The organism is Providencia sp. PROV129 (assembly GCF_028482245.1).
In the GTDB taxonomy this organism is placed as follows: domain Bacteria; phylum Pseudomonadota; class Gammaproteobacteria; order Enterobacterales; family Enterobacteriaceae; genus Providencia; species Providencia vermicola.
In genome coordinates this window covers 145,094-158,055 of the sequence record NZ_JAMPQD010000020.1, presented here as the reverse complement: position 1 = coordinate 158,055, position 12,962 = coordinate 145,094, and the positions used below count along the sequence as shown (strand labels likewise).

Sequence of the window (12,962 nt, the reverse complement as noted above, 5' to 3'; positions counted from 1 at the left end):
CGGGGAGATCTTTGCAAGCTTATCAATAGTCCACTTGGCAACTAATCATTGTGTTATCCGTGTTCTGTGTTTCTGTGCTCACGTCGTTATGGTTTGTGGGTAAAAGGTAGAAATCTTCGTAAGCTTATCCGACGCTCCTTTAGCAACTGTCGTTGATTACAGTAAATCGCATTTTGTGATGACAATAAGTGGAAAATTAAAGAATGGCGCGGGATACTGGTATGACAAGCTGAAGGTTAGATAAATAGCGGTAAGCTAATCAATAATTCAGTCGCTCGCCTTTGTGTTGTCTCGTTCTTTATCGTATTTGCTCTTTTTATACTATTCCTTGTCTACGTATTGACTGTGCCTATGGATAATCACTCATTGTTTACTCTTATAAAGTTACGTCTATACAAGAAAAGAGTATGAAAGACTAATAAGCTAATTAGCCGTCAGCTCAGTAAGTGACTTGTATTTTGTCGCTTAGATGAGTAGAGGATATTTTCTTGATTAACTCCGCTGGTTGTTTCTCTAATGGGCTAAGGAAGAAAAAACTAAATTAATCAATAATCCGCTCAGTAATTAACTTGTGTTATCACAGTTTTCATCACTTTCGTTGTCTCTTAGGTCGTATTTTTGTTCACTGTTTTTCTCTCTTAGCACTTGATTGGTCCTTAGACTCGGAATACTCAATTCTAAGGATTTTTTCTACAGTCTTTTTTTCAGAATATTTTGCCTGTATTGTCGCTATTAATTTCTGCTTGATTACTACTTGTATTCCTCATGATGGCTTTTTCATTTCTTTGTAAGGCTAGAGTTGGAAGAGCGTCAATGAGTCATTCGGGATATGGATAGGGTAACTGTTTATTGAACGATATTGCCGAGCGAAAGATGTTATTCACTAAATTTGATAGGCCATAACAGGGTGTGTTTGGTATACTGACCACAGAGATAAGTTATAAAGCGTAGAATTTATCATTTCATTGAGATAAGTAGGAAGTTGAATTTGGCGAAAAGAACCTATTCAGTTCGATATATTGCAGGTCAACCCGCTAAACGTATTCAGCCGACACCTGTGCATATGCTAGGGGAATCTCTCCCAATCGGGTTACCTTTGTTTGCTGCCAGCGAAACTCTTGATGTTGTTATATGGAACATTTATAAACAGCAACGGCCAAATTGGAAAATAGCTTTAAGCGAGCTGGTTAAAGGCCGTAAGTTGATCTTATTACAAGAAGCTCAAATGTCCCCTGAGTTGATTTCTTTTGCTGCTTCTGAGCAGCTTATTGCAGATCAAGTCCCTGCTCTTCCTTTTTCTCCCCATCCGTCTGGAGTGATGACCCTTGCCACTGCTCATCCTATTTATTGCTGCCCATTACGAGAAAAAGAACCACTGCTTCGGCTCGCTAAATCAGCGTTGATTACGGTTTATCCCTTACCTAATGGGCAGCAATTAATGGTGGCAAATGTCCATGCTATTAACTTTAGCTTTGGGGTTGATGTTTATACAAGGCAATTGAATAAGCTTGGTATTCATATTAGTAAACATGTTGGCCCTGTGATTCTTGCGGGGGATTTTAACGCATGGAGTCGACAAAGGGTGAATGCGCTAAAACGCTTCATTCGCAGTGTGGGGTTAAAAGAAATTACGATTGATGAGGATTTACGGACCAAAGCTTTTGGTCGACCGCTAGATTATGTTTTTTATCGCGGGCTCAAAGCTATTGATAGTAAAGTATTAATCACAGATGCTTCTGATCATAACCCGATTATCACTCGGTTTGATGTGTCTAGATAATTAAGATTTTCACACCTTATTTTTCTCTGTTTTTATTGTAGATTTTATTCATATATTGATATGGAGAGTATCTCTTTGAAAACTATAATGTCAGCTATTTTATTATTAGCCCTTTCTCACACTGCAAGTAGTGCTAATTTAACGTTAGCTAAACATGCGGAAGCGCTCCCTCGTTTTGTTATTTATGATCCAGCATATCGACAGATCTCTTATCCTAATGGTGATATTCCAGAACATTACGGCGTTTGTTCTGATGTTGTTATTCGCAGTTATCGAAAAATGGGGATTGATCTACAAAAATTAGTACATGAGGATATGAAATCGAATTTTAGCAAATATCCGAGTCAGCGTATTTGGGGGCTGCGTAAAACGGATACCAATATTGATCACCGCAGAGTGCCTAATTTAGAAGTTTTTTTCTCACGTAAAGGACAGGAAAAACCTGTCACTAAAGATACAAAAGATTATGTGCCAGGTGATATTGTTACATGGCGATTAGATAATGGAAGACCACATATTGGCATTGTGACCTCTATAAAATCTGTTAATAATAAAAATTATTTGATTATGCATAATATTGGTTATGGTCAAGTCACGGAAGATGTTTTATTTAAATGGAAATTGATAGGTCATTATTCTTATTGAATTTTTTTTAAACTAAAATGGTTACAGTGATGATAGTTTTTATCATTAATTTATTCATGGGTATTTATATTTTAGTGTGATTAATTTTTCTTGTTGTTAGTTGAATTATATTCAATTAATTGTATTGGTAATTATTAGAATTGAACTATATTTAAAAGGTATCAGTTTTTTAATTTAATTGATGTCTTGCCATCCATTTTAAATATTTAGTTTGGAGATGTTATGATAAATATAGTGATCGTTGGTGGTGGTACAGGTGGAACAATGTTGGCAAACATATTGTCCCGAAAACTGAACAAAGAAATTTTCTCAAAAAAAATAAAAGTAACACTCATCACTGATAATCCTATTCATTATTACAAACCAGCCTTTATGTATGTTGCATTCAATTTATTTTTTAAAGAAGAATTGATGAGAGATCAGAGTTCACTATTAAGACCTGAAATTCAATTAGAGATTGATAAAATTGAATCATTCGATTTTAAAAATAAAGAACTACACTCTAGAAGTGGAAAAAAATATAATTATGATTTTTTAGTTGTCGCTACAGGATGCGTACCGAGGCCAGATAGAATTGAAGGATTGAAAGAGATAGGAAATCATTTTTATGCTTATGATGCCGCAAGAAAATTAGCGGATCAAATTGCTAAGATTGAAAAGGGACGTATTTTTATTACAGTATCATTTCCTGAAACACCAAATGTACCTCACCAATGTGGAATAGCACCAATGGAAACAACATTGATGCTTGATGAGTTCTTACGTAAACGGCGAGTTCGGGATAATATTGAAATTGTTTATACTTACCCGACGGTTTCACAATTACTGAGGAATTGTTTGTTTTTACAGCAACCTGTATGTGAAGCGATACCTGAAATTTTTAATATTAAAAACATCAAAGCCCAGCGCGGCTTTACCTTAAACAAGGTCGATCCAGATAAAAAAATTGCTTATTCGAAAGAGGGGGATGAGCAACCATTTGATATTTTAATTAGCACACCTCCAATTACAGCGGTTGAAGCCGTAGTGAATACAAATTTAAGCGAACATAAAAATGGTGAAGGTTGGTTACCAACGGACCATGAAACTATGCAAGTATATGGTACAGATGGTGTTTATGTTATTGGTGACACTGTTGATTTGCCAATAAGTAAAGCAGGAGGAAGCTGTCATAATCAGGCCGCCATAATTGCAGATAATATTTGCGGAGAGCTTACTTATGGATACCCTTCCGCTATTTATGATGGGCGTGTCCAAGCTGTTGCCCAAATGGGGCTTAATGCGGGGATGCCATTACAATACGATTATAAGCATGATGTAATTCCTACCCCAGCAACAAAAGTGGGAGGGTTATTAAGAAATGGTTTTAATCGAGGAATATATTGGGCTGCTATTCGTGGTTTAGTGTAATAGGAGAATAATCATGTCAAGTAATGATCAACAAGCAAAACTTCTGGAATTACTAAATAGCGAACCTGCAAATCATTTAGCGGAAAAAATAGTCCCATTATTATATTTACAGCGTTTTGACAATATAGTTGATTTATTATCTTTATTATCTGACCTCGTAGATATTATGGATACGGGGACGGTAGAAAAATTAGCAAATAGTTTTGAGGATACTTTAACGCCAGTGTGGGAATTAGGTACCGCTTATAACATGGCAAAGATGGAAGCCAAATATTCAGATAAAACACATAATTTTCGTTCTGTTTATAGTTTATTAAAAGATACCGATACATTACGTGGAATAAGTACCGTTTTACGAACTTTACAAATTGTTGGTTCTCGATTGAATAAGACCCAGGAGGGGTAATATTTCGGAGGTGGTATGATTTTAGATAAATTGTATTCTTTTGATACTCGTGTGATACATAATTATTACGATCCTATCAAAAATTTAGGTTCACTAACTGCACCTATTTACCAGACATCAACTTATGTTTTTGACAGTGTAGAAGAAGGCGCTGCCTGCTTTAGTGGTGAATCGAATGGTTATATTTATACTCGTATCAACAACCCAACCTTGAGTCTTTTAGAAAAACGAATTGCAGATTTAGAGGAAGGGGAAGCTGGAATTGTATTTTCTTCTGGCATGGGAGCGATAACATCAACACTTTGGACGTTATTGAGTCCAGGTGATGAATTGTTGGTGGATATGACCGTATATGGTTGTACTTATGCATTTTTTCATCATGGTTTAGCACGCTTTGGTGTGAAGGTTCGCCATATTGATATGAGTTCACCAGAGAATATTGCTCGCGAATTAACCGATAAAACACGCATTATATTTTTTGAATCACCAGCGAATCCAAATATGCGTTTGGTAGATATTAAAACGGTAAGCGATATAGTTCATCAATACCGACAAGCTCACCAACAGGAAATATTCATGGTAGTAGATAATACCTATTGTACACCTTATATCCAAAAGCCATTAGAATTAGGGGCTGATATCGTTATTCATTCATTGACAAAATATATGAATGGTCACGGTGATGTAATGGCGGGGGCTGTTGTGACGACAGAAGCCTTAGCGAAACAAATTAGATTGGTAGGGCTCAAGGATATGACAGGGGCTTGTTTATCTCCTCATGATGCAAATCTTGTGTTACGAGGAATGAAAACCCTCCCTGTTCGTATGGAGCGTATTGTAGAAAGCACGCAAATAGTGGCCGAGTATTTAGAATCACATCCTCATGTTGCTCAAGTGATGTATCCTGGGTTACCTAGTTTTGCCCAATATGAGCTGGCTCAAAGGCAAATGAGATTATTTGGGGGAATGATTGCGTTTGAACTTAAAGGTGGACTTGAGGCTGGTAAGCAATTTCTGAACCGTTTAAATTTATTTGCTCGAGCGGTTAGTTTGGGAGATTGTGAATCCCTTGCTCAGCACCCTGCAAGTATGACTCATTCAACTTATACCGCTGAAGAACGGCAACAGTACGGGATTAGTGATGGGTTAATTCGCTTATCAATTGGGCTCGAGAGTACGAGAGATTTGATTGAAGATCTTAAACAAGCGTTAGCATAATGAAAAAAAGCCCAATATCATTGTGATATTGGGCTCTGTATTACGAATACGAACGGTTATTTGGTTTGAAATTTACGCATAATGAAGAAGGTCACGCTGAGTATCGCGACCCACGCAAACCCAACTAGCAGCGCCACTTGTGTATCTTTAAAAAAGCCGAGCAATGCAATAACGAATACCATAAAGGCGATAGTAATCGCAGGCCCTACAGGCCAGAATGGCACAGGGAACTTCAGTTTTTTAACCTCTTCTTTGCTCATTTGACGGCGCATAGCGACTTGGGATAGTAGTATCATCAACCAAACCCAGACGGTTGCGAATGTCGCAATCGAAGCAATAATGACAAAGATTTTCTCTGGTAGCAGGTAGTTCAGGTACACACCTAATAACATCACGACAGACATCACTAAAACAGTGACCCAAGGCACACCGTTTTTCGTCAGCTTAGTAAAAACTTGTGGCGCCTGTTTGTCTTGTGCCATGCCATACATCATGCGGCCTGCGCCAAAAATATCACTATTAATTGCAGAAATTGCTGCTGTGATAACCACAACGTTCAAAATATTTGCGGCGGATGCGATATTTAAACTGGAGAAAATTTGGACAAATGGGCTACCATTTTGACCAATTTGGTTCCATGGATAGATACACATCAGGATAAATAACGTTAACCCATAGAATAATAAGATGCGAAGAGGCACCGCATTAATGGCTTTCGGGATGGTTTTTTCTGGGTTTTGCGCTTCGCTGGCTGTGATCCCAATCACCTCAATTCCACCAAAAGCAAACATAACAATGGCAAGAGAAGCAATCACCCCCGAAATACCGTTTGGCATAAAACCGCCATGTTCCCACAAGTTTTGGATGCCTACAGCATGGTCAGTTTCTTGGCCAAAGCCGTAAAACATCAAGAAGGTTCCACCGATAATCATCGCAATGATTGCAGAAACTTTCACTATGGATAGCCAGAACTCCATTTCACCGAAGATTTTGACGTGGCATAAATTTAGCGCACCGATAAATAATACAATGCTTAATACCCATATCCATTGATCAACATCTGGGAACCAAAAGCCCATATACATCCCAAAAGCGGTGATATCTGCTAAGCAAACAACCAGCATTTCAAAGACATAATTCCAACCCGTTAAAAAGCCTGCGAGGGGGCCCATATAATGGCTAGCGTAGTGCGAGAAAGAACCAGGGACAGGATGATGAACGGCCATTTCGCCTAAAGCGCGCATGACCATAAATACGGCAGCACCGCCAACCATATAGGCCAGCAGAACCGCAGGACCCGCAGCTTGAATTGCGGATGCGGAACCATAGAATAAACCAGTCCCAATCGCAGACCCTAAAGCCATAAAGCGAATGTGCCTGACACTCAGTCCCTTTCTGAGTTGGTTTGTTTGACTACTTTGCATGTCTTTTCCTGTCTTTTCTTAGGAGATATCGTTCCGAATGTAATTTCGGTATTGTTTATTAAGTTGGACGTACATTATTGAACCCAAGATGGCTACATTATCACAAACTCCCTTGTTCGTGAGATAGATATCTGCAATATAATGTCCACTTAGTTAACTAATTTAGGAGTGATATGAAATACCCAATTAATGAAATCTTCCAAACATTGCAGGGAGAGGGGGTTTTTACAGGTGTTCCAGCAGTTTTTATTCGTTTACAAGGCTGCCCAGTAGGGTGTAGCTGGTGTGATACCAAGCAAACGTGGGAAAAAGAACAAGACAAACAAACCACTCTTGGTGATATCGTATTAAAGACGCTTGATTCAGATACATGGGCTATGGCTGATAGCGACGAATTGATTCAATTGATGAAAACGAAGGGGTTTACAGCAAAGCATATTGTGATTACAGGGGGAGAACCTTGTATTTATGATTTAACGCCACTAACGGAGTCATTAGAACAAAGCGGGTATCAATGCCAGATTGAAACCAGCGGAACTTACCCTATTCAATGCACAGAAAAAACATGGGTAACGGTTTCACCAAAAGTGGGTATGAAAGGAGGGCTTAAAGTTTTGGCTCAGGCAGTTAACCGAGCAAATGAGGTTAAACATCCTGTTGCACGGGAAAAAGATATTGAGGCTCTAGAAGCTATTTTAGCGCTGCGTACATCAGTTAACCCGCCAATTGTTGCATTGCAACCGATCAGCCAAAAAACAGCAGCCACAAAATTGTGTATTGAGATGTGTATTCAACGAAATTGGCGTTTATCCATTCAAACACATAAGTATTTAAATATTCAATAATTGAAACCCCAGCCATAAAAAGTGATATGGCTGGGGCAAAACCACTCTACATAATGGTATTATTTAAGCTTCCCCGCGATAAACACAGCCCGCAGTACAGGTTTCTTTCACGGTGACCGCGCTGAGTAATGGCAAATGGGGTTTCGTTTGTTGCCAAATCCACTGTGCTAAAACTTCACTTGTTGGGTTCTCTAAGCCTGCAATATCATTCAAGTAATGGTGGTCTAGTTGTTCCCAAATCGGTTTGAATATCCCTTTGACCTCAGAAAAATCAATGATCCAGCCACTGTGTGCATCGACTTCACCTGTGATTTCCAAACGCACCATGAAAGAATGCCCATGAAGGCGTCCACACTTATGCCCCTCAGGAACGTGGGGTAATTTGTGTGCAGCTTCGAAGGTGAAATCTTTATAGATAGTTGTGCTCATTAGTGGCTCCTTAGTGTTAATAAACAGCGTATTGTACTGTATTTTTAGAGCAGATTGTCGTTATTTGCCAAATTATCGCTAACCTGTTTTATCCATATGATCCATCTGGTAATTGATTTAGGCTTTTTAGTTATGATTTATGGCTATCGTTTCTTATCCCGTTATTGACGGTTGTTATAACCTAATCGTATACCCTGCATATTGGAGGTAACTCGGCATTTTTTGCTTTGCTACCTGAATTATTTAGGGAAACGATTGAGCGATAGGTTTTAGAACTTTTCCGAGCGAGTGGCTGAACAAATTTGCCCATTTCACTCGATTGTAAGACAAACTCAACGATGAGCGACACTGGGGTTACAGGATAATGACAAAAAAACAGCCGCCATTAACATTGCTGCCAATATCAACTGAGCAATTAGCGCGTTTACAAACTGCGGTCGACGATTTTTCATCTCATCAGCTTGCATGGCTGTCGGGGTATTTATGGGGAATGGTAAACCAAACGGCAGCCACGGATGTGTCTGTGAATGCCCCTGTTGCGGCTCAAGAAACCGTGACAATTATTTCTGCATCGCAAACGGGGAATGCTCGCCGTTTATCGGAACAGCTTAGGGAGCGTTTAGTCGGTGAAAAAATTAATGTCCATTTAGTAAACGCGGGCGACTATAAGTTTAAGCAAATTAACCAAGAAAAAGTGTTGGTTATTGTGGCATCGACTCAAGGAGAAGGGGAGCCAGCAGAAGAGGCGGTTGCGCTTTACAAGTACCTGTTCTCGAAAAAAGCTCCTGATTTATCCCAAACGCAATACGCGGTATTTGCACTGGGCGATTCTTCTTATGAAAAATTTTGCCAAGCAGGCAAAGATTTTGATTCACAACTAGCCTTGTTGGGTGCGAAATCATTATTTGAGCGTATTGATGCGGATGTGGAATACCAATCCATTGCCGATGAATGGGTCGAAAATTTAACCCGTATTTTAAAAGCGCGTGTACCCGCACAAAGCGACAGTCAGTTGTTGTCTGCACAAGCGGGAAGTATGAATGAAATTCACACTTCCCCGTACAGTAAAACCGCGCCATTAACGGCATCGCTGCTCAGTAACCAGAAACTCACCAGCCGAGATTCACAAAAAGACGTGCGGCACATTGAAATTGATTTAGGAGATTCAGGCCTGCGTTATCAACCAGGGGATGCGTTAGGTGTGTGGTTCGATAATGACCCTGCTTTAGTTGATGAGCTGGTGGCATTACTGTGGCTAAAGGGCGACGAAGACGTCTTTATTGGGACTCAACGCCACTCTTTACGTGATGCATTAATTTACCAATTAGAGTTAACGCAAAATACCCCAGTGATTGTGGAAAAATACGCTCAACTTTCTAAAGACGATGCGTTGTTATCGCTGATCAGTGATAAGCAAGCCATTTTGCATTACGCACAAAATACGCCAATTGTGGACATGGTGCGCCAAGCGGCATCTCAGCCAAGTGCACAAGAGTTTATTGATTTGCTGCGCCCATTAACGCCTCGTTTATACTCCATTTCATCGTCTCAGTCAGAGGCTGAAGACGAAGTTCACGTCACGGTAGGGGTGGTGCGCTATGACATTGATGGTCGCTTGCGTACTGGGGGCGCATCGGGTTTTTTAGCTGACAGACTCAATGAAGGTGATGAGCTACGTATTTTCATTGAACACAATGATAATTTCCGTTTACCTGCGAACCCAGAAACGCCTGTCATTATGATTGGTCCAGGAACGGGGATTGCTCCATTCCGTGCTTTCTTACAACAGCGAGATAACGACGGCGCAACGGGGAAAAACTGGTTGTTTTTTGGTAACCCCCATTTTGTAGATGATTTTTTGTATCAAGTGGAATGGCAGCGCTATGTGAAAGAGGGCTTATTAACGCAAATTTCTTTGGCTTGGTCGCGCGATCAACAACAAAAAATCTATGTACAGGACAAGTTGCGTGAACAAGGGGAAGCGGTGTGGCAATGGCTGCAAGAAGGCGCACATATTTACGTCTGTGGTGATGCAAACCGTATGGCGAAAGATGTTGAACAGGCTTTATTGGATATCATCGGTCAATACGGCAACATGGACATTGAGGCTGCCGATGAATTTTTAAGTGAGCTGCGCGTAATGCGCCGTTATCAGAGGGATGTTTATTAATGAGCAATGAACAGCAACAAAAACCCTTAATCGTCGAAGGCAAGTTAGCCGATAGCGAACGTATGAAGCAAGACAGTAACTATTTGCGCGGTACCATTAAGGAGGACTTAAAAAATGGCTTAACAGGTGGCTTTGATGGGGACAATTTTTTATTAATCCGTTTTCATGGTATGTACCAGCAGGATGATCGTGATATTCGCGCTGAGCGAGCTGAGCAAAAATTAGAGCCTCGCCACGCAATGATGTTGCGCTGTCGCTTACCTGGGGGAATTATCACGCCAAAACAATGGCTTGATATTGATAAATTTGCCTCAGAACACACATTATATGGCAGTGTGCGCATTACAAATCGTCAGACGTTTCAGTTTCATGGCATCCTTAAAGGGGATGTAAAACCTGCCCACCAAATGTTAAGCCATGTTGGCTTGGATGCACTCGCTACGGCAAACGATGTTAACCGTAATGTGTTATGTACATCTAACCCTGTGCAATCAGAATTACATCAGCAAGCGTATGAATGGGCAAAGAAAATTTCTGAGCATCTGCTGCCTCGCACCAGTGCTTACGCCGAAATCTGGCTAGATAAAGAAAAAGTAGTGACCACGGATGAAGAGCCGATTTTAGGCCAAACTTACCTACCACGAAAATTTAAAACCTCAGTCGTCATTCCGCCATTGAACGATGTGGATTTACACGCTAATGACATGAACTTTGTGGCGATTGCTGAAGATGGTGAGTTGATTGGTTTTAATGTGTTAGTGGGCGGCGGGTTAGCAATGACTCACGGGGATACCGCAACATTTCCACGTTTAGCCAGTGAATTTGGTTTTATTCCATTAGACAAAACATTGGCAGTTGCGGAAGCGATTGTCACCACACAGCGTGATTGGGGGAACCGTACTGAGCGTAAAAATGCCAAAACGAAATACACCTTAGAACGCGTGGGTGTTGACACTTTTAAAGCTGAGGTTGAAAAGCGTGCAGGCGTGAATTTTGAGCCGATCCGCCATTATGAATTTACCGAACGCGGTGACAAGATTGGCTGGCTTAAAGGGATAGATGATCGTTGGCACTTAACATTATTTATTGAAAATGGTCGATTAATTGATTTAGCAGATAGGCCGTTGAAAACGGGTGTTGCAGAAATAGCACGTATCCACCAAGGGGATTTTCGCTTAACGGCTAACCAAAATCTCATCGTAGCGGGTGTGCCCGAAAGTGAAAAAGCGACCATTGAAGCCATTGCGAGAGCCCATGGGTTAATGAGCGATGTCATTACACCACAGCGTGAAAATTCCATGGCCTGTGTTTCCTTTCCGACATGCCCTCTGGCAATGGCGGAAGCTGAACGCTTTTTACCCGAGTTTACGACCCATGTTGAGAATATTATGGCAGCACACCATGTGGCAGATGAGCACATCGTTTTGCGTATCACAGGTTGCCCAAATGGGTGTGGAAGAGCGATGCTGGCGGAAGTCGGGTTAGTGGGGAAAGCGTTAGATAGGTATAACTTACACCTTGGTGGCAACCGCATTGGGACTCGTATTCCTCGGATGTATCGTGAAAATATTAGCAGCGCAGAAATTTTATCCATCCTTGATGATCTTATTGGCGATTGGGCGAAAAACCGCTTAGCACAAGAGGGGTTTGGTGATTTTCTGATCCGTACTGAGGTTGTGAAGCCTGTGCTAAATTCTGCTGTGGATTTCTATGAGGTTAAGGAGGCGGTATGAGCCGACTTCAGCTTGCAGACGTTATTGGGTTAGATAAAGAGCAGCAAACGGAGTATTTGTCTGAGTTTAATACTCAATTGGAAAATAAGACTGCGCAGCTGCGCATTGAATGGGCAGTTGAAAATTTACCCATACAATTTGTGTTGTCATCCAGTTTTGGTATTCAAGCGGCACTTACCTTACATATGGTGACGCAAGTATTACCTGAAATCCCTGTGATATTGACGGATACAGGTTATCTTTTTCCTGAAACCTATCAATTTATTGAGCAATTAACGGAGAGATTACACCTGAATTTACAGGTTTATCGCGCGAAACAAACACCCGCTTGGCAAGAAGCAATTCATGGGCAGCTTTGGACGCAAGGTATTGAAGGGATAGAACATTATAACCAATTGAACAAAGTAGAGCCCATGGAAAGAGCTTTACATGAACTACAGGCGCAGAGCTGGTTTTCAGGGTTAAGGCGAGAGCAATCTGCAAGCCGTGCAAATTTATCTGTGCTTGGCATAGGTAAAGGGATTTTTAAAATTCTACCCATGATTGATTGGAATAATAAGCAAGTCTATGAATACCTAACAAAGCATAACTTGCCTTACCATCCGTTGTGGGAGAAGGGATATTTATCTGTTGGGGATACTCATACAACCCGCAAATGGGAAGCTGGCATGAATGAGGAAGATACGCGTTTCTTTGGCCTAAAGAGGGAGTGTGGGCTTCATGAAAACTAAATACTCGTCTCCCCGTCATATTTCAAACTGCAGCGTTGTGGTCTGCGCTCAGCTACCTTAGTCACATACTTGTGTATGTTCCTAGCGACTCATTTACTTATCGCCTAGGGACAACATGAATTATTTAGAGTATTGGTTATTTGTAACCCAAGCTATAGTTTTAGTTTAGAG

General features: G+C 40.6%; 11 protein-coding genes. 9 read left to right on the top strand and 2 right to left on the bottom strand.

The features are described 5' to 3' along the window. The first annotated feature begins 988 nt into the window (after positions 1 to 988). The 5 genes from PSF27_RS15210 to megL all read left to right on the top strand — a co-directional run bounded on the left by PSF27_RS15210 (position 989) and on the right by megL (position 5,459). Complete coding sequence (locus PSF27_RS15210; protein ID WP_206086877.1) at positions 989 to 1,780, top strand: endonuclease/exonuclease/phosphatase family protein; 792 nt, start codon at positions 989 to 991, stop codon at positions 1,778 to 1,780. A gap of 87 nt (positions 1,781 to 1,867) precedes the next feature. Beyond that, the gene (locus PSF27_RS15205; protein WP_241016922.1) at positions 1,868 to 2,425 is read left to right on the top strand and encodes a DUF1287 domain-containing protein; all 558 of its coding nucleotides are present in this window, start codon (positions 1,868 to 1,870) and stop codon (positions 2,423 to 2,425) included. A gap of 222 nt (positions 2,426 to 2,647) precedes the next feature. Continuing rightward, the gene (locus PSF27_RS15200; protein ID WP_206086875.1) at positions 2,648 to 3,835 is read left to right on the top strand and encodes an NAD(P)/FAD-dependent oxidoreductase; all 1,188 of its coding nucleotides are present in this window, start codon (positions 2,648 to 2,650) and stop codon (positions 3,833 to 3,835) included. Positions 3,836 to 3,848: 13 nt separating this feature from the next. Next, positions 3,849 to 4,241, top strand: a complete 393-nt coding sequence (locus tag PSF27_RS15195; RefSeq protein ID WP_272681799.1) for a hypothetical protein — start codon at positions 3,849 to 3,851, stop codon at positions 4,239 to 4,241. A 15-nt stretch (positions 4,242 to 4,256) separates the two neighbouring features. Beyond that, positions 4,257 to 5,459 carry a methionine gamma-lyase gene (gene megL, locus PSF27_RS15190; RefSeq protein WP_272681798.1) on the top strand — a complete coding sequence of 401 codons (1,203 nt, stop codon included), beginning with the start codon at positions 4,257 to 4,259 and terminating at the stop codon, positions 5,457 to 5,459. Positions 5,460 to 5,515: 56 nt separating this feature from the next. Here megL and PSF27_RS15185 read toward each other — a convergent pair whose 3' ends face one another. Beyond that, positions 5,516 to 6,883, bottom strand: a complete 1,368-nt coding sequence (locus PSF27_RS15185) for an amino acid permease (protein WP_206086872.1) — start codon at positions 6,881 to 6,883, stop codon at positions 5,516 to 5,518. A gap of 173 nt (positions 6,884 to 7,056) precedes the next feature. Between PSF27_RS15185 and queE the strand changes: the two genes are divergently transcribed. Further along, entirely contained in the window at positions 7,057 to 7,728 is a 672-nt protein-coding gene (gene queE, locus PSF27_RS15180) for a 7-carboxy-7-deazaguanine synthase QueE (RefSeq protein WP_272539510.1), read from the top strand. Between the two features lie 63 nt (positions 7,729 to 7,791). On the opposite strand, the gene queD is transcribed toward queE, so the two are convergent. Beyond that, complete coding sequence (queD, locus tag PSF27_RS15175) at positions 7,792 to 8,157, bottom strand: 6-carboxytetrahydropterin synthase QueD (protein WP_206086870.1); 366 nt, start codon at positions 8,155 to 8,157, stop codon at positions 7,792 to 7,794. 364 nt (positions 8,158 to 8,521) lie between these two features. Here queD and cysJ point away from each other — a divergent pair, with 364 nt between their 5' ends. From cysJ to PSF27_RS15160, 3 genes are read left to right on the top strand one after another with little or no spacing between them, the layout of a single operon-like run. Then, positions 8,522 to 10,327 (top strand): NADPH-dependent assimilatory sulfite reductase flavoprotein subunit, encoded by a 1,806-nt coding sequence (gene cysJ, locus PSF27_RS15170; protein ID WP_272539509.1) that lies wholly within the window; start codon positions 8,522 to 8,524, stop codon positions 10,325 to 10,327. Then, the gene (gene cysI / locus PSF27_RS15165) at positions 10,327 to 12,060 is read left to right on the top strand and encodes an assimilatory sulfite reductase (NADPH) hemoprotein subunit (protein WP_206086868.1); all 1,734 of its coding nucleotides are present in this window, start codon (positions 10,327 to 10,329) and stop codon (positions 12,058 to 12,060) included. The genes cysJ and cysI overlap by 1 nt, the downstream gene beginning before the upstream one ends. Continuing rightward, positions 12,057 to 12,791, top strand: a complete 735-nt coding sequence (locus PSF27_RS15160) for a phosphoadenylyl-sulfate reductase (protein WP_272681797.1) — start codon at positions 12,057 to 12,059, stop codon at positions 12,789 to 12,791. The genes cysI and PSF27_RS15160 overlap by 4 nt, the downstream gene beginning before the upstream one ends. Positions 12,792 to 12,962 lie beyond the last annotated feature (171 nt).